The organism is Fulverythrobacter ferritrahens, from assembly GCF_020539485.1.
GTDB classification, from domain to species: Bacteria; Pseudomonadota; Alphaproteobacteria; order Sphingomonadales; family Sphingomonadaceae; genus Andeanibacterium; species Andeanibacterium ferritrahens.
Map to the genome: position 1 here is coordinate 560,706 of NZ_JACDXU010000002.1, position 18,733 is coordinate 579,438.

The 18,733-nt window shown below is 64.8% G+C and carries 22 protein-coding genes; 14 read left to right on the forward strand and 8 right to left on the reverse strand.

What is annotated here, in order from left to right; genetic code table 11:
* Positions 1 to 19: 19 nt before the first annotated feature.
* The 3 genes from H0274_RS10755 to H0274_RS10765 form a co-directional block, all read right to left on the reverse strand.
* Complete coding sequence (locus H0274_RS10755) at positions 20 to 340, reverse strand: hypothetical protein (RefSeq protein ID WP_226795349.1); 321 nt, start codon at positions 338 to 340, stop codon at positions 20 to 22.
* A gap of 87 nt (positions 341 to 427) precedes the next feature.
* Complete coding sequence (locus tag H0274_RS10760; protein WP_226795351.1) at positions 428 to 925, reverse strand: GNAT family N-acetyltransferase; 498 nt, start codon at positions 923 to 925, stop codon at positions 428 to 430.
* An 11-nt stretch (positions 926 to 936) separates the two neighbouring features.
* A complete protein-coding gene (locus tag H0274_RS10765) occupies positions 937 to 2,445 on the reverse strand; it encodes a YifB family Mg chelatase-like AAA ATPase (RefSeq protein ID WP_226795353.1) in 1,509 nt (502 codons plus the stop codon).
* Positions 2,446 to 2,658: 213 nt separating this feature from the next.
* Here H0274_RS10765 and H0274_RS10770 point away from each other — a divergent pair, with 213 nt between their 5' ends.
* The 10 genes from H0274_RS10770 (at position 2,659) to H0274_RS10815 (ending at position 11,105) form a co-directional block, all read left to right on the forward strand.
* The gene (locus H0274_RS10770) at positions 2,659 to 3,501 is read left to right on the forward strand and encodes an alpha/beta hydrolase (RefSeq protein ID WP_319018222.1); all 843 of its coding nucleotides are present in this window, start codon (positions 2,659 to 2,661) and stop codon (positions 3,499 to 3,501) included.
* 100 nt (positions 3,502 to 3,601) lie between these two features.
* Positions 3,602 to 3,736, forward strand: coding sequence for a 50S ribosomal protein L34 (gene rpmH, locus H0274_RS10775; RefSeq protein ID WP_054531051.1), 135 nt, complete (start codon positions 3,602 to 3,604; stop codon positions 3,734 to 3,736).
* Positions 3,737 to 3,888: 152 nt separating this feature from the next.
* Complete coding sequence (gene rnpA / locus H0274_RS10780; RefSeq protein ID WP_226795357.1) at positions 3,889 to 4,263, forward strand: ribonuclease P protein component; 375 nt, start codon at positions 3,889 to 3,891, stop codon at positions 4,261 to 4,263.
* Positions 4,260 to 4,469, forward strand: coding sequence for a membrane protein insertion efficiency factor YidD (yidD, locus tag H0274_RS10785; protein WP_226795360.1), 210 nt, complete (start codon positions 4,260 to 4,262; stop codon positions 4,467 to 4,469). Before rnpA ends, yidD begins: the two co-directional genes overlap by 4 nt.
* 63 nt (positions 4,470 to 4,532) lie before the next feature.
* On the forward strand, positions 4,533 to 6,314 hold the full coding sequence (gene yidC, locus H0274_RS10790; RefSeq protein WP_226795364.1) for a membrane protein insertase YidC: 1,782 nt from the start codon (positions 4,533 to 4,535) through the stop codon (positions 6,312 to 6,314).
* 12 nt (positions 6,315 to 6,326) lie between these two features.
* Complete coding sequence (gene yihA, locus H0274_RS10795; protein ID WP_226795366.1) at positions 6,327 to 6,968, forward strand: ribosome biogenesis GTP-binding protein YihA/YsxC; 642 nt, start codon at positions 6,327 to 6,329, stop codon at positions 6,966 to 6,968.
* Between the two features lie 9 nt (positions 6,969 to 6,977).
* A complete protein-coding gene (locus tag H0274_RS10800) occupies positions 6,978 to 7,697 on the forward strand; it encodes a spermidine synthase (protein ID WP_226795368.1) in 720 nt (239 codons plus the stop codon).
* Between the two features lie 7 nt (positions 7,698 to 7,704).
* Positions 7,705 to 8,322, forward strand: coding sequence for a DsbA family protein (locus H0274_RS10805; RefSeq protein ID WP_226795370.1), 618 nt, complete (start codon positions 7,705 to 7,707; stop codon positions 8,320 to 8,322).
* Between the two features lie 49 nt (positions 8,323 to 8,371).
* The gene (locus tag H0274_RS10810; RefSeq protein WP_226795371.1) at positions 8,372 to 8,773 is read left to right on the forward strand and encodes a DUF2946 family protein; all 402 of its coding nucleotides are present in this window, start codon (positions 8,372 to 8,374) and stop codon (positions 8,771 to 8,773) included.
* Between the two features lie 112 nt (positions 8,774 to 8,885).
* Entirely contained in the window at positions 8,886 to 11,105 is a 2,220-nt protein-coding gene (locus tag H0274_RS10815; protein ID WP_226795373.1) for a TonB-dependent receptor, read from the forward strand.
* A 68-nt stretch (positions 11,106 to 11,173) separates the two neighbouring features.
* Here H0274_RS10815 and H0274_RS10820 read toward each other — a convergent pair whose 3' ends face one another.
* Entirely contained in the window at positions 11,174 to 11,383 is a 210-nt protein-coding gene (locus H0274_RS10820; protein ID WP_226795375.1) for a hypothetical protein, read from the reverse strand.
* Between the two features lie 328 nt (positions 11,384 to 11,711).
* Between H0274_RS10820 and H0274_RS10825 the strand changes: the two genes are divergently transcribed.
* The gene (locus tag H0274_RS10825; protein ID WP_226795377.1) at positions 11,712 to 12,383 is read left to right on the forward strand and encodes a glutathione S-transferase family protein; all 672 of its coding nucleotides are present in this window, start codon (positions 11,712 to 11,714) and stop codon (positions 12,381 to 12,383) included.
* Between the two features lie 4 nt (positions 12,384 to 12,387).
* Here H0274_RS10825 and H0274_RS10830 read toward each other — a convergent pair whose 3' ends face one another.
* Positions 12,388 to 12,852 carry a cupin domain-containing protein gene (locus H0274_RS10830; protein ID WP_226795379.1) on the reverse strand — a complete coding sequence of 155 codons (465 nt, stop codon included), beginning with the start codon at positions 12,850 to 12,852 and terminating at the stop codon, positions 12,388 to 12,390.
* Between the two features lie 56 nt (positions 12,853 to 12,908).
* Between H0274_RS10830 and dapE the strand changes: the two genes are divergently transcribed.
* Both dapE and H0274_RS10840 read left to right on the forward strand, forming a co-directional pair.
* On the forward strand, positions 12,909 to 14,057 hold the full coding sequence (dapE, locus tag H0274_RS10835) for a succinyl-diaminopimelate desuccinylase (RefSeq protein ID WP_226795381.1): 1,149 nt from the start codon (positions 12,909 to 12,911) through the stop codon (positions 14,055 to 14,057).
* Between the two features lie 67 nt (positions 14,058 to 14,124).
* Entirely contained in the window at positions 14,125 to 15,444 is a 1,320-nt protein-coding gene (locus H0274_RS10840) for a dicarboxylate/amino acid:cation symporter (protein WP_226795383.1), read from the forward strand.
* Between the two features lie 167 nt (positions 15,445 to 15,611).
* Here the strand turns inward: H0274_RS10840 and nth are convergent, their stop codons facing one another.
* Positions 15,612 to 16,268, reverse strand: coding sequence for an endonuclease III (gene nth, locus H0274_RS10845; RefSeq protein ID WP_226795385.1), 657 nt, complete (start codon positions 16,266 to 16,268; stop codon positions 15,612 to 15,614).
* A gap of 31 nt (positions 16,269 to 16,299) precedes the next feature.
* On the reverse strand, positions 16,300 to 17,028 hold the full coding sequence (dapB, locus tag H0274_RS10850) for a 4-hydroxy-tetrahydrodipicolinate reductase (RefSeq protein WP_226795707.1): 729 nt from the start codon (positions 17,026 to 17,028) through the stop codon (positions 16,300 to 16,302).
* A gap of 117 nt (positions 17,029 to 17,145) precedes the next feature.
* Here dapB and H0274_RS10855 point away from each other — a divergent pair, with 117 nt between their 5' ends.
* Positions 17,146 to 17,847 (forward strand): NAD-dependent deacylase, encoded by a 702-nt coding sequence (locus H0274_RS10855; protein WP_226795387.1) that lies wholly within the window; start codon positions 17,146 to 17,148, stop codon positions 17,845 to 17,847.
* Positions 17,848 to 17,962: 115 nt separating this feature from the next.
* On the opposite strand, the gene H0274_RS10860 is transcribed toward H0274_RS10855, so the two are convergent.
* Positions 17,963 to 18,730 carry a HesA/MoeB/ThiF family protein gene (locus tag H0274_RS10860; RefSeq protein WP_226795389.1) on the reverse strand — a complete coding sequence of 256 codons (768 nt, stop codon included), beginning with the start codon at positions 18,728 to 18,730 and terminating at the stop codon, positions 17,963 to 17,965.
* Between the last annotated feature and the right edge of the window lie 3 nt (positions 18,731 to 18,733).

The window sequence follows — 18,733 nt, forward strand, 5'->3', positions numbered from 1 at the left end:
GGCCGAAGTTCGATTGGGCCTAGAGATTGGGCGGCGGGGGCGCCGGACGGCGCGGGCCGCCGAACAGGCGCCTGAACCAGCCGCGGGGCGGCGGCGGCTGTGGCGGGGTCTGCCCGGTGATCTGGAACAGATAATAGCCCAGCTGCGCGGCCTGATTGCGAGTCAGGAAAAACTCCGAAACTTCCACGGCCTTGCGTGCCTTGCTCTCGCTGGAACGATAGCCCTGCATCTTGAGGACAAACCTGTCCCCCAGCTTGGCGCCATACCAGCCGACCAGTGCGAAATAGCTTTCCTCGCCAGTTGCCCCCAGCTTGGGAAAGTCCTGCGTGTCTTTCTCCATAGAGGGGCATCTATGTGGGGCCTGCGGGGCAAGTAAAGCGCCTAGCGAAGCGCGATCCACAGGCTACTGTCTCGTTTTTGGGCGATTTCAGAGCAGCTTGTACATCACCAGCGCATCCACCAGGCCGAGCCGCTTGTGGCGGAAGGCCTGGGGCAGGCGACCCACCACATGCAGCCCGTGCTTCTGCCACAGCCGCAGCGCCTGCTCATTGGTGGCGACCACCAGATTATATTGCATGGCAAGGAAGCCGGCGTCCTTCGCCCGCTGGAAACTGTCGCGCGCCATTGCGCTGGCAACGCCTTTTCCGCGCGCGGCGGGATGGGTCATATAGCCGGCATTGGCGACATGATCGGCAAGGCCGGTGGAATTGGGCTTGAGGTAATAAGTACCCAGCACCGCACCCTCAATCTCGGCCACGAACACCTGCTTGTCCGGCGCGAACCAATATTGGAACGCCCCATCCCGATCGAGCCCGGGATCGAGGGGATAGCTCGCCCCGTCGCGGATCACAGGTTCCATGATCGCCCAGATCGCATCGTGATCCTGATCGGTGGCGGGGCGGATGGAGAGTTCGGCGTTCGGCATTGCTCGGCTTTTCAGGCTCTCGGTGATTGCCTTCTGTAGCTCAATGCCTCGGCAATGTGAATCCGTCCGACCTGCTCCACGGCTGAAAGATCGGCGATGGTGCGGGCCACGCGCAACATCCTTGTATAGCCGCGCGCGGAAAGGCGCATGGCGTCGGCCGCCTGGAGCAACAGCTTGCGCCCGGCCTCGTCCGGCGTCGCGAACCGATCCAGCGCCTCGCCATTCAGTTCCGCATTGGTGCGCGCGCCGGTTTCTTCCGCGCGGGCGCTTTGCAGCTGGCGGGCGCGGGCGACGCGGGCGGCGACTTCGGCCGAGCCTTCGGTGGGCGGGGGCAGGGCAAGGTCCGCCGCGCTGACCGGATCGACTTCCACATGCAGGTCGATCCGGTCGAGCAGCGGGCCTGATACCTTGCTCTGGTAATCGGCGGCGCAGCGCGGGGCGCGGCTGCAGGCCAGCGCCGGATCGCCCAGATGGCCGCAGCGGCAGGGATTCATCGCCGCCACCAGCTGCACCCGTGCAGGGAAGGTCACATGGGCATTGGCCCGCGCCACGCTGACCTCGCCGGTTTCAAGTGGCTGGCGCAGGCTGTCGAGCACGGCGCGCTGGAATTCGGGCAATTCGTCAAGGAACAGCACGCCGAGATGCGCCATGGAGACTTCGCCAGGCCGCACCTTGAGCCCGCCGCCGGTGAGCGCGGCCATGGAGGCGGAATGATGCGGGCTGCGGAAGGGGCGGGTGCGGCTGATTCGCCCGCCTTCCAGCTCCCCCGCGACCGAGGCGACCATGGAAACTTCCAGCGCCTCAGGCGGGGTGAGGTCCGGCAATATGCCCGGCAGGCAGGAGGCGAGCAGCGACTTGCCCGCGCCCGGCGGCCCGATCATCAGCAGATTGTGGCCACCGGCTGCGGCGATTTCCAGCGCGCGCTTGGCGGTTTCCTGCCCCTTCACTTGCCGCAGGTCCGGCCCGCGCGCAGGCTCGTCCACCCGGCCCGGCTCCGGTTCGGGCAGGCGCTGCGTGCCCTTGAGGTGATTGAGCAGGCTGACGAGGTCGGGCGCGGCGCAGACTGGCACGCCAGATGCCCAGCGTGCTTCGGCCCCTTGCGCGACGGGGCAGATCAGGCCCTTGTCCTGCTGGCTGGCATGGATCGCGGCGAGCAGCACGCCGGGGGAAGGCACGATCCGCCCGTCCAGCGCCAGTTCGCCCACTGCCACCCAGTCCTGCAATTGTTCGCCGTCGGTCACGCCCATGGCGGCGAGCAGGGCAAGGGCGATGGGCAGATCGTAATGGCTGCCTTCCTTGGGCAGGTCCGCCGGGGAGAGATTGATGGTGATTCTTTTGGGCGGCAGCGAAAGGCCCATGGCGGCAAGCGCTGCCTGCACGCGCTCGCGGCTTTCGCCCACGGCCTTGTCCGGCAGGCCGACAATCGCGAAGCGCGGCATGCCCGGGGCCACCTGACACTGCACTTCAACCGCGCGCGCTTCCAGCCCGAGATAGGCAACCGTCGATACCAGTGCGACCAAGAGACCCCCAAATGTCCTTTTCGTGTGGGACGATAACGCCGCGCGCGGCCCTGTCCATGGGCGCTTCCCTCATTCCCTCCGCTTTGGACCTATGCCTGCAATGCTTCGGAGAAACAGAGTGAACGGCCTGTAAAGCAGTTTTGCTGAGATTCGCGCAGGGCCCCCGGGGGCAGTCTGCCAGGCATGAAGCGGGCCTTTGCCTTATTGGCCGCGATGCTTGCGGCCCTTGCGGTGCACGTCCCCGCCACCGCGCGGGTGACCGTGCTGGAAACGTGGGAATATGAGGTGGCCGATGATGGTCCGGCAGCGGATGCCGGGCAGGCGGGCCGTTTCGTATCGGGAGCGCCGCTCGGGAAAGTCCCCGGGGCTCTCGCCCAGGGCGTAACTTACGGCCCCTTTCGCGTGATCGACGATAGCCATGCCGCTCTGTTGGGTATCACCGATGATCGCAGCCCGGCCCAGTTCGCGGCGATGCTGCGCGATTATCCCGGCATCGCCACTCTGGAGATGATCGAATGCCCCGGCACTTTCGATGATATCGCCAATCTCCAGCTCGGGCGGATGATTCGCGCGGCGGGAATCGCTACGCGCGTGCCGCGCGGGGGCTCGGTTCGTTCGGGCGCAGTGGAACTGTTCCTGGCCGGTGCGAATCGCACCATCGAGGATGGGGCGAGCTTCGCGGTCCATGCGTGGGAGGATGATTCGGGTTTGCAGGCGAACGATTATCCCGCTTCCGCGCCAGAGAACCGCAAATATATCGCCTATTACCGTGAGATGGGCATGAGCGCGCAGCAGGCGCAGGCTTTCTATGCTATGACCAATTCGGTGCCGTTCGAGGAGGCGCGGTGGCTCTCGGCCCGGGAGATGAGCGGCTGGGTGCGATTCGGGCCGGTGCCAGCCTATTCTCTGCCAGCCCGTTCGCAGGCTGCCCGCCGGCTGGCCCATGCTCCGGGCGTTGCCCTTGCGCCATTTTCGCCTAAGGAGCATCCGCAGGGGCAAGGGGAAGAACGCGCACCAAGGCTTGCCTATCTTGACTTGGCTGCGCTGCTCCACTAACCGCCCCCGCATATTGATGGCCGCCTCCCTTGGGCTGGCGGCTTTTCTGTTGGCGTCGCCCCGGTGGCGCTTAGTTTGGAATTTCTGAAGGGTTCAGATCATGAAGCGCACTTTCCAGCCGAGCAATCTCGTGCGCAGCCGTCGCCACGGCTTCCGCGCGCGTACCGCCACTGTTGGTGGCCGCAAGGTTCTTGCCGCTCGCCGCGCTCGCGGCCGCAAGAAGCTGAGCGCCTGATTTAGCGGCTCTTTGCGGGCCCGGCTCCGGCTGGGCTTTACGCATCGCACCGGCCCGCTGCCTTTCCTCGTCGCCCTCTATCGGGCGGCCGGGCAAGGAAGCGGGCCGGTGCCGCTTTCAGCGCACAGGCTTTCGGGCTAACGGAACAGGCCATGCCGCCGGACCTTTCCACCCTGCGCAAACGGGCGGATTTTCTCGCCGCGAATCACGGGCTGCGCGTGGCGCGCCTCGGATTCGTGCTGCTCGCCCGTCCGAATGACGGGCTGGGCAAGCGGATCGGCATCACCGTTACCAAGAAAATCGGCAATGCGGTGGTGCGCAATCGCATGAAGCGCCGCTTCCGCGAATTGGCCCGTGCGATCCTGCCGCTTGAAGGACTGCCCGATCATGACCATGTTCTGATCGGCCGGGAAGGCGGGATCGAACGCGATTTCGCGCGGCTGAAGGAAGAACTCTCCGCGGCTCTCCAGCGGGCCGCCCAGGGCAAGGGGGATGCGCCGCGCCGTCCGCGCGGGAAAAGGCGATGAAGCGGATTTTCATCCTTGTCGCGCGTTTCTGGCAGTTGGGCCCTTCACGTCTTTTGCCGCCTAGCTGCCGCTATGCGCCTTCCTGCTCGCAATATGCGATAGAGGCGCTGGAGAAATATGGTGCGATGAAGGGTGGATGGCTTGCGCTCAAGCGTCTATTGCGCTGCCACCCTTGGGGAGGGCACGGGTACGACCCCGTGCCGTGAAATACCCGCGTCGCATCCGTGCGGCGCGGTCAGCCGATGAATTGACGGGAACTAGGATCGCCAGTGGACAATAAGCGCAACATCATCCTGTTCGTGGTGCTCAGCGCCTTGATGCTGCTCGGCTGGGAGGCCTTTTCGCGCTGGTATTTCCCCCAGCCGCAGCGGCCCGCTGTCGAACAGAGCACGCAGGCATCCTCTTCCGCCGCGGAAGACGAAAAGCTGCGTCATTCGCGCACCAATCGCGAAGGCGGTCTGCACAATGCCGCTGACATCGCGGCAGAACGCAAGGATCTCGCCACCGATCTGGCCGCGCCCGTCCGCGTGAAGATCGACGCGCCCAAGATTGCCGGTTCGATCAACCCGGTCGGTGCGCGGATCGACGATCTGACGCTCAACCGTTATCGCGTCGATCTGGACAAGAGCAGCGATCCCGTCCGCCTGTTCTCGCCCGCGGGCACGCCGGCCGAATATTTCAGCCAGTTCGGCTTCGTGCTGGATGGCGAGCTTGCCACTTCCGGGGATACGCCCTGGCAGACATCGGGCGGTCCGCTCGCGCCCGGCAAGCCGGTCACGCTCAGCTGGAACAACGGCAAGGGCCAGCAGCTCTCCATCAAGTTCTCGGTCGACGATCATTACATGATCACCGCGGAACAGACCGTTTCCAACACTGGCGCAGCGCCCGTGGTGGTGCAGCCCTATGCGCTGATCAAGCGCACCAGCAAGACGGCCAGCGGCGATTCCTGGAACGTCCATTCCGGCCCGATCGGCGCTTTCGACGAAGCTGTGACCTATGGCCCGGATTATGACGATCTGGCCGAAAGCGGCAGCGACAGGCCCACGGGCCGGCCCGACTGGATGGGCTTTACCGATATTTACTGGCTTTCCGCGCTGGTCGCGCAGAACGGGCAGAAGGCCGATGCGCAGTTCCGCTCGCTGGGCGGGGAGCTGTTCCAGGCCGATCTCAACTATCAGCCCGTCACCGTGCCCGCGGGCAAGGCCTTCACCCGCACTACCCGCCTGTTCGCAGGCGCCAAGGAAAGCGACGTGCTGGGTGCCTATCAGGATGCCGGCATTCCCAATTTCAGCCGCGCGATCGACTGGGGCTGGTTCGAAATTCTCGAAAAGCCGATCCTCTGGCTCCTGAAGCACCTGTTCGCGCTGGTGGGCAATTTCGGCGTGGCGATCATGCTGCTTACCGTGGTGATCCGCGGGCTGATGTTCCCCATCGCGCAGAAGCAGTTCGCTTCCATGGCGGCGATGCGCGCCATTCAGCCCAAGATGAAGGCGTTGCAGGAACGCTACAAGGACGACAAGCAGAAGCAGCAGCAGGAAGTGATGGCGCTCTACAAGGCAGAGGGCGTCAATCCGCTGGCGGGCTGTCTGCCGCTGCTGTTGCAGATCCCGATCTTCTTCGCGCTCTACAAGGTGCTGATCCTGTCGCTCGACATGCGCCACCAGCCCTTTGCCCTGTGGATCAAGGACCTTTCCGCGCCCGACCCCGTGCATTTCCTGAACCTGTTCGGCCTGCTCGATTTCACGCCGGAGGGCTTCCTGGCCATCGGGCCGCTGGCGCTGTTGCTGGGCTTCACCATGTATCTGCAGTTCAAGCTGAACCCGGCCCAGATGGACCCGGTGCAGCAGCAGATGTTCATGTTCATGCCGTGGATCATGATGTTCGTCATGGCCCCGTTCGCGACCGGTCTGCTGCTTTACTGGTGTACGTCCAACCTGCTCACCATCGCGCAGCAGGCCTATCTCTACAGCCGTCATCCGCAGCTGAAGGCGCAGGCGGAGAAGGACAAGAGCGATCAGGAGCGGGCCAAGGCGCGCGACAAGAAGGGCTGAGGGCCGCGCGCCATGAGTGATGACATAGACGATCTGGCGGAACGCGCCGGCAAGCTCTTTTCCGGGCGGGTGGAGTTTCTCAAATCCGCCCCGGAACTCAAGTTCCTGCCCGACCCCAGCGCGCCGGAGATTGCTTTTTGCGGGCGCTCCAACGTGGGCAAAAGCTCGCTGCTGAATGCGCTGACGGGCCGCAAGGCGATTGCCCGCGCCTCGGTCACGCCGGGCCGCACGCAGGAACTGAACTTCTTCGAGGTCGGCGATCCCACCCAGTTCCGGCTGGTGGATATGCCCGGCTATGGCTTTGCCAAGGCGCCGCCCAGGGTGGTGGCGAAGTGGAAGATGCTGGTGCGTGACTATCTGCGCGGGCGGCAGGTGCTGAAGCGCACTCTGGTGCTGATCGATGCCCGCCACGGCCCCAAGCCGGTCGATGTCGAGATGATGACCATGCTGGATGAGGCCGCCGCCAGCTACCGTGTGGTGCTGACCAAGGCCGACAAGATCAAGGCCAGCGATCTGGCAGCAGCCCTTGCCGCCACGCAGGCCGAAGCGCGCAAACATCCTGCCGCCTTCCCCGTGGTGCATGTCACCTCGGCGGAAAAGAAGATGGGCATCGATGAATTGCGCGCCGCCGTGCTGTCCGATGTCGAGCTGTAATCGCCAGCAATGATCGCGCGCGAACTGATCGACACGGCCCAGGTGCCGGGCGGCGAGGAATTGCGCCTGTTCCGCCATGGGCGCGACTTCATGATCGTGCTGGACCGCAATGAGCTGATGAGCACGCGCATGAGCGGTTCGGAGCAGGCGCTCGCCACGATGAGCTGCGAACGGATCGCCGGGCAGCGCGCGCCGCATCTGCTGATCGGCGGCTATGGCATGGGCTTCACCCTGCGCGCGGCGTTGGCGATGCTTGGCCCCGATGCCAAGCTGACCGTGGCCGAACTGGTGCCGCAGATCATCGAATGGGCGCGCGGGCCAATGGCGGAAGTGGCCGCCGGTTGCCTTGACGATCCGCGTGTGCGGCTGATCGAGGAAGATGTCGGGCTGGTGATCGCCAATGCGCGCGCCACTTACGATGCGATCCTGCTGGATGTCGATAATGGCCCGGACGGGCTGGTGCGGCAGGAGAATAACCGGATCTATTCGCGTCAGGGCCTGCTGGCCGCGCGGGAGGCCTTGCGCCCGGGCGGCGTGCTGGCGATCTGGTCCGCCGGGCCGGACCCGGCCTTCTCCGCCCGCCTGCACAAGGCGGGTTTCGATGTGGAAGAAGTGGCGGTGCGGGCGCGCAGCAACGGCAAGGGGGCCAAGCATGTGATCTGGTTCGCCCGTCAGGCCAAACGTGCAGGTTCGCCAATGGGCCCCGCAACCGGACAGGCAAGAGGATAGAGCAGGCATGAAACGCGCCGCACGGGCAATCGCACCCTTTTTCGCGCTGGCTGCGGGCCTGTTGCTGGCAGGTGCCTCTCCGGCGGCGGATCAGGGCGCGGCCTTCCGCGCTTCGCTGGCCGAAGCGCCGCTGGCGCCGGGGGTGAAGCCCAAGGCCTATGACGTTACCATCGTCCTCTATTTCGATTACCAATGCGCCTATTGCAAGAAACAGCACCTCTCGCTGATGGACCTGCTGCAGCGCGATCCCAGGGTGCGGGTGGTCTATCGCGACTGGCCGGTATTCGGCGCGGTTTCGCAGCGCGCCGCGCGGCTGGCCATCGCCTCGCAATTTCAGGGCCGCCATGCAGCTTTCCACGATGCGCTGATGCGCACGCAGGGCAAGCTCGATGAGGCCGCACTGAAAGCGGCCGCGCGCACCGCCAGGGTGGATTGGGAGCGGCTGCAGGCCGATCTCGCTGCCAATGGCGCGAAGATCGACGCGCTGATGCGCCAGACGCGGAGCCAGGCCAGCCAGCTTCAGCTGGAAGGTACGCCCGGCATGGTGATCGGCAATTATATCGTTCCCGGCGCGATGAACATCACCGGCCTGATGGACGTGCTGAAGCGCGTGCGTGCCGGCTGATTGGCCAAAATCAATTCCCTTCGCGGAAAATGGTATTAGAGGGGCAGCCATGTCCGCTCTCCGGCTCTTCCTGATGCGCCATCGCCGCCTGGCAGCTCTGCTGCTGGCGCTTGCGTTGTGCCTGAAGGCATTGGTGCCGATGGGCTATATGCTGGATGCCACGGGCGCCACGCTGACCATGCGCATCTGTGACGGGCAGACGGTGAAGACCGTGCAACTGGCTATTCCGGGCAAGAAAGCCGATGCCGATACCAGCCGCGCGCAGGAGGCCAGTCACTGCCCCTATACCGCGCTGGGCATGGGCGGGCTGCCGGGGGCCGATCCGCTGCTGCTGGCAGCGGCAATTGCCTTCATCCTGCTGCTGGGCTTCGCGCCGATGGTTTCGCCCGCGCTGCGCCCCATTCCCTTTGTCTCGCCGCCCCTGCGCGGCCCTCCTGCCCTCGCGCTCTGACTGGCGGGCCGGTTTCCGGCCTGCCTGCATGACGCTGCCTCTCCGCCGCCGGGCGGGGCGGGCCATTATGTCGGGCCGATCCCCATGAGGGGACAAACGGGACCAGAAGACCATGACTATTCGCATTTCCGCCTATCGTGCCGCGCTTGCCGCCGGCTGCTGCCTCGCCACCCTTTCGCTCGCTGCCCCCTCCTTCGCTCAGGACGAGGCCGCACCTGATGAAGACACCGCGCTGGAAGCGGGCGGGGAAGGCACGGTGGTGATCACCGGGCCGGTTGCCGGCAGCGAGATGGGCCGCCGCTCCATCGCGCGCCGTCAGGCCTCCACCAGCGACACGGCGGCCATCCTCACGCGCATTCCCGGCGTCAGCGTGGCGACGGGTGGTGGCTTTTCCTCCATGCCCGCGATCCGGGGCCTTTCCGAACAGCGCCTGACGGTGCTGGTCGATGGGCAGGCGATCGACATGTCCTGCCCCAATGACATGAACTCGCCGCTTTCCTACACCGATCCGCAGAATGTGGCCTCGATCCAGGTGCTCACCGGCATCGCCCCGGTCAGCAAGGGCGGCGACAATATTGGCGGCGTGATCGCGGTGGATGCCGCTCCGCCGCAATTCGCCACGGGCGATGCGATGCTCATCACCGGGGAGGCTTCCACCTTCTACCGTTCCAATGGCGACGGTTTTGGCGGCGCATTGCGGCTGACGGCGGCCAGCCAGCACGTCAGCGCGACCTATACCGGCTCCTACACCCAGTCGGACCAGTATGATGGCGGTGGGGATGACGGGATGGTCCGCTCCAGCGAATATGCCAAGACCGACCACGCGTTGGCGCTGGCGGTGCAGGGCGGCTCCAGCTTGTTCCAGCTGAAGGGCGGCTATCACTTCTCGCCCTACGAAGGCTTCGTGAACCAGTGGATGGACATGACCTCCAACAAGAGCTGGTTCCTCAACGGCAGCTATCGCGGCGTATTCAACTGGGGCAAGCTGGACCTTGCCGCAGCCTGGCGCGACACGGACCATGTGATGAACTTCCTGGAAGACAAGCTTCCGGGCTCCATGCCGATGAATACCGAGGTCCACAGCTTCGATGCCTCGGCCAAGGTGGAACTGCCCCTTTCGATGCATGACACAGTGCGTCTGGGCGGCGAATATCATCACCAGTGGCTCAATGATTACTGGCCGCCGGTTGCCGGCAGCACGATGATGAGCCCCAACACCTATGTGAACATCAATGCCGCCACGCGGGACCGGATCGGCGCCTATGCCGAATGGGAACGCCACTGGAGCGACCGCCTCTCCACCGTGGCGGGCCTGCGGTATGACCGGGTGGAAATGGATGCGGGCGATGTACAGCCCTATAATCCGATGGACCCGATCCCTATGGGCGGAATGGGCGGCATGGGCATGACCAGCATGGCAATGATGGGCATGGCCAATCCCGACGTCGGCGCGGCCAATGCCTTCAATGCCGCCGACCACCAGCGGGTCGACAATAATTGGTCGGGTTCCTTCGTGCTGACCTGGCAGGCATCGGACATGGTCGCGCTGGAACTGGGCTATGCCCACAAGGCGCGCTCTCCGAACATCTACGAGCGTTACAGCTGGGGTGTGGGCAGCATGGCCAGCCGGATGATCGGCTGGTATGGCGACGGCAACGGCTATATCGGCAATCTGGACCTGAAGCCGGAACGGGCCGACACTGTCAGCGCCGCGCTGGACCTTGGTGGCGGATCGCAGGGCTGGTCGCTGCGGATCGCGCCCTATTACACACATGTCCGCGATTATATCGACGCGCAGTTCGTGAAGGTTCTGCCGGACATGATGGGCATGCCTTCGCCCTTCGTGCAGCTGAAATTCGCCAATCAGGAAGCCGAATTCTACGGCGTGGACCTGTCCGGCGGGATCGACCTGTGGCGCGGCCAAGGGCAGGACGGTACGCGCCTGAACGCCGCTGCATCATGGCTGCGGGGGGATAACCTCACCGATGGCGGGCCGGTCTATCGCCAGATGCCGTTCAATGCCCGCCTTGCGCTCGATCACCGGCAGGGCGCGCTGGAACTGGGCGCGGAGCTGCAATGGGTGGCGGAAAAGACCCGCGTTGACACCACGCGCAACGAGCCGGTTACCGGGGACTATGCGCTGGTGAACCTCAGCGCGGCCTATACGGTCGCCGGGGTTCGCCTGAGCCTTGAGGCCGAAAACCTGTTCGACCGGGCCTATGCCCTGCCGCTGGGCGGCATGTCGCTGGGCGATTATGGTGTCACGGGCGATCTGCGCCCGGTGCCCGGCCGTGGCCGCTCGATCAATGTGGGACTGAGCACCCGCTTCTAAGCGTGAAACGACGCCGGCCGGCCCCCGCAAGGGAGCCGGCCGGAACGCCGCTTGGATCGCGTAAACTGTCAGCGGTTCTGCTGATTGCCCTGCTGGCGATCCTGTTGTTCGCCCTGCTGGCGGCGGTTGCCCTGTTCCTGTTCCTGCTGGCGGGAACGATTGGCGTCCTGTCCACCCTGCTGGTTGGTCTGATCGCCCTGCTGGCGATTGGCGCCGCCCTGCTGTTCGGCCTGACGGTTGCGATCCTGATTCTGGTTCTGGTTGGGCCGGTTTTCCATCGGTCTTACTCCTCTCCGCTACCCGGGATTGGGTATGTCCGGAAAATGGATACAGAGCTGCTGCGTTCCGCCCGATGCGCCGGAGTGCCGGGTGTGGAAGCCCGGTTGCGGCAGGTGTTTCCTGCCAGCGCCAAAGCGTGTTCCTACAGCCTTCCGATCCGGCATGGGCCGGTCGATGGAACGCCAGCCCTATATTTCCCGAAGCAGGCGAAAGGTCTCCTGGCGGGCTGGCGACCCTGGTTGGGACTGTAACTGGTGTAACATTGTTCAGCCTCGACAGCGGCAGGATGAATGCTTAGGGCATCCCGGCGAACGAAAGGCGGGCCTTGTGAAGCTGATCATCGGCAACAAGAACTATTCGAGCTGGTCCCTGCGCGGCTGGCTGGCAGTCAAGCAATCCGGGCTCCATTTCGAGGAGCTTACCGTCAACATCAATGGCGAGGATTGGGAAGAGGCCAAGCGCGAGCAGGGCGATTTCGCACCCTCCGGCGGCAAGGTGCCGATCCTGTGGGACGGTGACGTGGTGATCTGGGACAGCCTCGCCATCCTCGAATATCTAGCCGACCGTGTCGGGCGGGATCGCTTCTGGCCCCGGGACGATGCCGCGCGCGGCATGGCCCGCTCCATGGTGGCGGAAATGCATTCCTCCTACCTCCCCCTGCGCCGCGCCATGCCGATGAATGTCCGCCGCCGCTTTGAAGGCGTGCAGGTTACGGATGAGGTGAAGGGCAATATCGTTCGCATCCTCACCCTCTGGGCAGAGGCGCGGGCGCGGTTCGGCGCGGGCGGGCCCTTCCTGTTCGGCACGTTCTGCGCTGCCGATATCTTCTATGCCCCCATCGTCAGCCGCTTCCTGACCTATGGCATCGGCGTGCCCGGCTTTGCCGAGGCCTATATGCAGGCCCTGTGGGAACATGAATGGATGCAGGACTGGGTCAACGCGGCGGAGGACGAACAATGGGTGATCGCCCAGTGGGATGCGCCGCCCGTCAGCGCCTGACGGGTCACTTGATCCGGTCGGTGGGATAGGGCGTGCCGTCCCGGTGGAGATAGGCGCTTTCGGTGAATACCATGTCGATGTCGGAATAGGTGCCGCCCTTGCTCCGGTCCCCGGCGCTAACCACCACGAAGCTGCAATCTGCATCGCTTTCGTTGCGCAGATGATGGCCATTGGCGGTTCCCATCGCCCATGCCGCGACATCGCCTGCGCGCAGCACGGTGCGGGCATCGTCTTCCACCAGCACGGCTTCTCCGCCGAGCATCACCAGCAATTCATCCTCACCCTCGTGCCAGTGGCGCTGGGAAGACCATGCGCCCGGCTTCAGGACCACGTGGCTCGCCCCGAAGGCAGTCAGCCCGCCCGCCGGTGCCAGGCGCCGCCACCAGCGGCCCTCGACTTCCCGGTCGAAGGGTGCGGGATAGCCGGTGGCGTTGGATTGCGGGATGGCTTCGACGTCGAGCTTGGGCATGGCGGGGCGCTCCTCCTTGTATCGCCCGCGCATAGCCCATATGCGCTTGTCCAGCCATGACAGAACCATCCGCGAACGTCGTCGATTTTGCTTCCGCGCTGATCGCCTGCCCCTCCGTCACACCGGCCACGGGGGCGGTGTTCGATTGCCTTGAGGACATGCTCCGGCCGCTGGGCTTCGTGGTCCATCGCTTCATCGCCGGCGATCCGCCTGCCGGGCCGGTGGAGAACCTCTTCGCCATCCGCAAGGGGCCGGAAGGATCGAAGCACTTCGCCTTTGCCGGCCATGTCGATGTGGTGCCCGCCGGCGAGGGCTGGACGGGCGATCCCTTCGTGCCGGAACGCCGCAGCGTGCCGGGCGGGGATCTGCTCTATGGGCGCGGCGCCGTGGACATGAAGGGCGCGGTCGCGGCCATGATCGCGGCGCTGCACGATATTCCCGCCGATGCCGGAACGGTCAGCCTGATCATCACCGGGGACGAGGAAGGGGAGGCGATGTACGGCACGCGCGCCCTGATCGATCATATGCGCGTGGTGGGCGAAATCCCGGACCTGTGCCTGGTGGGGGAACCGACTTCGGTAAACCGGCTGGGCGACATGATGAAGATCGGCCGGCGTGGTTCGATCAACGCATGGTTCGAGGTGGAAGGGCGCGAAGGCCATGTCGCCTATCCGCATCTGGCGGATAACCCGATCCCCCGCCTCGTGGCGCTTCTGGCCGATCTGGACGCGATGGAACTGGATGACGGCAATGACTGGTTCCAGCCTTCCAATCTCGAAATAACCGAGATCACCGTGGGCAATCCGGCCACCAACGTCATTCCCCCCCGCGCCAGCGCCCGCATTTCCATCCGCTTCAACGATACGCATACCGGCGCCGAATTGTCGCAGAGAGTGACGGAGATCGCGCACAGGCATGGCGCCAGCGCCCGCCCGATCATCTATGGCGAGCCATTCCTGACGCCGCCGGGGGCCTTCTCGCAGATCATTGCCGAAGCAGTGGAGGCCGAGACGGGGCTCTCGCCCGAGGCTTCGACCAGCGGGGGCACGTCGGATGCGCGGTTCCTGAAAGACCTGTGCCCGGTGATCGAATTCGGCCTGCTCAACGCCACGATGCACAAGCGCGACGAAGCCGTGGCGGTGGACGATCTGGAAACGCTGGTGCGGATATATCGCAGAGTTGTGCTGGCCGCTCTGGGGGCTTGATAAATCCTCTCGCGATTGCGAGCGTACGCAAGTCACTGACGACGCAGAACTCCCGGGGGATTCACGAATGACCGACGCTGCCGAAATGGCAAAGGACGCCGCGCCTGCCGGCCATGGCAAGCTGCAGATGCGGATTCTGTTCGGCTTCCTGCTTGGGCTGGTCGGCGGATTGGCAGTGCACAGCTTTGCTGCCGATGCGGCCTGGGTTGATGCGGTCGTGACCTATGTCACCGGCCCCATCGGCCAGATATTCCTGCGCCTGCTGTTCATGCTGGTGATCCCGCTGCTGGTCTCGGCACTGGTGGTCGGCATTTCGGAGATGGGCGAGATTCGCCTGCTGCGGGCAATCGGGATCAGGACGCTGGTCTATACGGTGATCGTCTCGGGAATTGCGGTGGCGCTCTCGCTGGCGCTGGTGAACATTCTCAGGCCCGGCCAGGGCGTCAATCCCGCTGCCGCGCAGGAATTGCTGGAGCAGGGCAGGGAGAATGCCGCGGGCATCGTCGCCGCCTCCGCCGAAAGCGAGATGGGGGTGAGCCAGATCGTGGCCATTGTGCCCAACAACATCATCGGCGCGATGAGCAATAATGACATCCTCGCCGTCATGTTCTTCGCCTTGTTTTTCGGCATCGGCTTGCTGCTGGTAAACACGCCGCGCACGGCGGTGCTGAAGGATGCGGTGGAAGGCGTGTTCGAAGTGGCCATGCGGCTGATCGGCATCGTGATCCAGCTCGCGCCGCTGGCGATCTTCTGCTTCATGTTCAACCTTTCGGCCCAGTTCGGCTGGGATCTGCTGGTGAAGCTGGCTGCCTATGTGGGTGTGGTGCTGCTGGCGCTGGGCCTGCAGATGTTCGGCGTGTTCCCCGCGCTGCTGAAATTCGTTGCGCGCAAGAGCCCTGTCGCTTTCTTCCGCGAGACTCGAGAGGCCAGCGTGATGGCCTTCTCCACCGCCAGTTCCAATGCCACTCTGCCCACCTCGCTGCGGGTGGCCGAAGGGGGGCTCGGGCTGCCGCCGCGCATTGCGCGCTTCGTGCTGACCATCGGGGCCACGGCCAACCAGAACGGCACCGCGATGTTCGAGGGCGTGACGGTGCTGTTCCTCGCCCAGTTCTTCGGGGTGGACATCTCCCTGCCGGATCAGTTCTTCGTGATGCTGGTGTGCATCCTTGCGGGCATCGGCACGGCGGGCGTGCCCGGCGGCTCGCTGCCGGTGATCGCGCTGATCCTCAACGGGGTGGGCGTCCCGCCCGAAGGGATCGGCCTGATCCTGGGTGTGGACCGGTTCCTCGATATGTGCCGCACCACGCTGAATGTGGTGGGCGACCTGGTATGCGCTCAGGTGATCAGCTCGCTGAGCGCTGAGGACGAGCACGCGGCTACGGAGTAAGCCAACCGTCCCCCGTTCGTCCTGAGCCTGTCGAAGGACGCGCGCGAACCTTCGCCCAAAGCGTGCCGAGCACTTGTGCAACCTTGATGGAACAGGAATTCATCAAAAACTGATGTTTTGCGCGTCCTTCGACAGGCTCTGGACGAGCGGAAGTTGGAGGGGCGCATTTACCCCTTCCGTCCCTTCGGAGCCTCCAGCACCTTTGCCTTGAATTCGCATTGTGTCACCACCGGGCAGCGCCAGCATTCGGGCATGCGGGCCTTGCAAGTATAGCGGCCCAGCAGGATCAGCCAGTGATGGGCGTCGCGCCGGAAGGGCTGGGGCACGCGCCTTTCCAGCAGCGCCTCCACCTTCTCCACCGTCTTGCCCTTGGCGAGGCCGGTGCGGTTGGAAACGCGGAATACATGAGTGTCCACTGCGAAGGTTTCCGCCCCGAAAGCGCAATTCATCACCACATTGGCGGTCTTGCGGCCGACGCCGGGCAGAGTCACCAGCGTGTCGCGATCCTGCGGAACCTCGCCGCCGAAATCGCGCACCAATATTTCCGACAGGGCGATGACGTTCTTCGCCTTGGAATTGAACAGCCCGATCGTCTTGATGTGCTCTTTCAGCCCATCCTCGCCCAGCGCCACCATTTCGGCCGGGGTCTTCACCTTCTCGAACAGCGCGCGAGTGGCCTTGTTCACGCCCGCATCGGTCGCCTGGGCAGACAGCACCACGGCCACCAGCAATTGATAGGTGTTGCCGAATTCCAGCTCTGTCTCGGGATGGGGGTTAAGCTCCGCCAGGGCCGAAAAGAAGGCGAAGATGTCGTCTTTCTTCATGGGTTGGGGGCCTCGCGGGATGAGGCGGGGCTCAGAGCCCCAGAACCTGCGGCATGGTATAGCGCCCCGGCGCCTTGCCGATCAGCCAGCCAGCAGCCTTCACCGCGCCATGGGCAAAGATCATGCGGTTTTCGGCGAGGTGAGACAGGGTGATGCGTTCCTCCTCGCCCGCCAGGATCACGGAATGCTCGCCCGCCACCGTGCCGCCGCGCAATGCGGCAAAGCCGATATTGCCGGGCTTGCGGATACCGGTATGCCCGTCCCGCCCGCGATCGGAATTGGGGGCCAGATCGATCCCGCGCCCTTCCGCTGCCGCCTCGCCCAGCAGGATCGCGGTGCCGGAAGGGGCATCCACTTTCATGCGGTGATGCATCTCCACGATCTCGATATCCCATTCCACGCCCAGCTTCGATGCCGCTTCGCGCACCAGATGGGCCAGCAGGGTAACGCCCAGAGAGGTATTGCCCGTCTGCAGCACGGGGATGGCGCGGGCCGCCGTATCGATGGCGGCATGGTCCGCCTCGGAAATGCCCGTAGTGCCGATCACGATGGGAATGCCAGCCTGCACAGCCGCGTCCAGATTCGCGGGCAGGGCGGCGGGTGCGGAAAAGTCGATCAGCACATCGCTGCGCGCTGCAATATCCGCCGGATTGCCGCCGCGCCCTATGCCGCCTGCCAGCGTAAGGCCCGCAGCTTCCACCGCCAGGGCCAGCGCCTTGCCCATGCGACCTTCGCTGCCGATGATTCCGATACTGCTCACTGTTTCGCCCCGCTCGTCATGCTGAACTTGCTTCAGCATCCATCTTTCCGTTCGCGCGGCGGTGCATGGGGCTAAATGGGCCCTGAAACAAGTTCAGGGTGACGATATAGGCAGGGCATGACGGCGATTCGTAATATCGTGATCCTCACCGGCGCAGGGATAAGCGCCGAAAGCGGCTTGCGGACCTTCCGCGCCGAAGATGGCCTGTGGGAGGATCACCGGGTGGAGGATGTTGCAACGCCCGAGGCGTTCCGCCGTGACCCGGAACTGGTCCAGCGTTTTTATGACGAGCGGCGTGCAGGTGTACTCGCCGCCCGGCCCAATCCCGCGCATGAGGCACTCGCCCGGCTCGATCGGGAATGGGATGGCGAATTGCTGATCGTCACCCAGAATATCGACGATCTGCACGAGCGGGCGGGGGCGGCCCGCGTACTCCACATGCATGGGGAGGCGCTTTCCGTCTGGTGCCTGGCCTGCGATGCGCGCCACCATTGGGAAGGCGCATTGCTGGACGGGCCGCCCTGCCCTTCCTGCGGGCAGGCAGCGCTGCGGCCGGACATCGTGTGGTTCGGGGAAATGCCTTACCGGATGGAGGAGATTTTCCGGGCCATTTCCCGCGCGGATATGTTCGTTTCCATCGGCACTTCCGGCGCGGTCTATCCGGCGGCGGGTTTCGTCCAGCAGGCGTCCAGCCACAGGGCAAGGACACTGGAACTCAATCTGGAACCCAGCCAGGGCTCGCACTGGTTCGAAGAGACGCGGCTCGGCGCGGCGAGCGTGCTGGTGCCGGAGTGGGTGGAGGAAGTGCTAGGCGATTAATCCTCCGCCCATCGGGGGAGGGGGACGGTCCGCAGGACATTGGTGGGGGCTTGCCGCTGGGCGAACCCTCTCCGTCATCGCTACGCGATGTCACCTCGCCCGGTAAGGGAGGATTTCAGGTGGAACAAGCTCGGCACTCCGGGTCTTTCGCGATATTCAGCGTGCGCAGCGAGGGCGTGAGGCCGTCCAGCAGGTGCAGCTTGCCCCATTGCGGGTCGCCCAGCGGGCTGACCCCGTCCAGCAGCACGCGGATCGCTTGCATCGCGCCGAAAGTGGCGGCCCAGCCGGCCATGGCGCCCAGCATGCCGTCTGCCGCGCATGTATCGCAATCTTCCGCATCGAAGGCATCGCCGACATAGCAGCGATAGCAGCTATGCCCCTCGATATGGCCCGCAAAGGCAGCCACTTGCCCCTGGAAGCGGCCGACCGCGGCGCTGAGCAACGGCACTCCGGCGGCCACACAGGCATCGGAAACGGCCAGCCGGGTAGCGAAATTATCGCAGCCGTCCATCACCAGATCCGCGCCCTGGACCAGAGCGGGGGCGGTTTCGGGTGTCACTCTGATCGCGGCGGCCTGGCAGGCGATGGCGGGATCGAAACGCAGCAGCCATTCTTCCGCCCGCTCCACCTTGAGCAGGCCGATATCGGCTTCGGCAAAGATGGTCTGGCGCTGGAGATTGCTGGCATCCACCCGATCGTCATCGATCAGGGTCAGCCGCCCGATTCCGGCGGCGGCAAGATATTGCAGGGCCGGTGAACCGATGCCCCCCACGCCCACCAGCACGACATGCGAATTGGCGAGTTTCATCTGCCCCGGTCCGCCGATTTCCGGCAGCACGATATGGCGGGCAAAGCGTTCCAGGCGTTCGGGCGAAAGGCTCATCGC

Coding starts and splice junctions, on each gene's coding strand:
- H0274_RS10840 (WP_226795383.1), top strand. CDS start 14,125: ATGACCGACGCTGCCGAAATGGCAAAGGACGCCGCGCCTGCCGGCCAT.
- H0274_RS10810 (WP_226795371.1), top strand. CDS start 8,372: ATGTCCGCTCTCCGGCTCTTCCTGATGCGCCATCGCCGCCTGGCAGCT.
- H0274_RS10860 (WP_226795389.1), bottom strand. CDS start 18,730: ATGAGCCTTTCGCCCGAACGCCTGGAACGCTTTGCCCGCCATATCGTG.
- dapE (WP_226795381.1), top strand. CDS start 12,909: ATGACAGAACCATCCGCGAACGTCGTCGATTTTGCTTCCGCGCTGATC.
- H0274_RS10820 (WP_226795375.1), bottom strand. CDS start 11,383: ATGGAAAACCGGCCCAACCAGAACCAGAATCAGGATCGCAACCGTCAG.
- yidD (WP_226795360.1), top strand. CDS start 4,260: ATGAAGCGGATTTTCATCCTTGTCGCGCGTTTCTGGCAGTTGGGCCCT.
- H0274_RS10770 (WP_319018222.1), top strand. CDS start 2,659: ATGCTTGCGGCCCTTGCGGTGCACGTCCCCGCCACCGCGCGGGTGACC.
- H0274_RS10805 (WP_226795370.1), top strand. CDS start 7,705: ATGAAACGCGCCGCACGGGCAATCGCACCCTTTTTCGCGCTGGCTGCG.
- H0274_RS10855 (WP_226795387.1), top strand. CDS start 17,146: ATGACGGCGATTCGTAATATCGTGATCCTCACCGGCGCAGGGATAAGC.
- nth (WP_226795385.1), bottom strand. CDS start 16,268: ATGAAGAAAGACGACATCTTCGCCTTCTTTTCGGCCCTGGCGGAGCTT.
- H0274_RS10800 (WP_226795368.1), top strand. CDS start 6,978: ATGATCGCGCGCGAACTGATCGACACGGCCCAGGTGCCGGGCGGCGAG.
- H0274_RS10830 (WP_226795379.1), bottom strand. CDS start 12,852: ATGCCCAAGCTCGACGTCGAAGCCATCCCGCAATCCAACGCCACCGGC.
- rnpA (WP_226795357.1), top strand. CDS start 3,889: ATGCCGCCGGACCTTTCCACCCTGCGCAAACGGGCGGATTTTCTCGCC.
- yihA (WP_226795366.1), top strand. CDS start 6,327: ATGAGTGATGACATAGACGATCTGGCGGAACGCGCCGGCAAGCTCTTT.
- H0274_RS10760 (WP_226795351.1), bottom strand. CDS start 925: ATGCCGAACGCCGAACTCTCCATCCGCCCCGCCACCGATCAGGATCAC.
- H0274_RS10755 (WP_226795349.1), bottom strand. CDS start 340: ATGGAGAAAGACACGCAGGACTTTCCCAAGCTGGGGGCAACTGGCGAG.
- rpmH (WP_054531051.1), top strand. CDS start 3,602: ATGAAGCGCACTTTCCAGCCGAGCAATCTCGTGCGCAGCCGTCGCCAC.
- H0274_RS10815 (WP_226795373.1), top strand. CDS start 8,886: ATGACTATTCGCATTTCCGCCTATCGTGCCGCGCTTGCCGCCGGCTGC.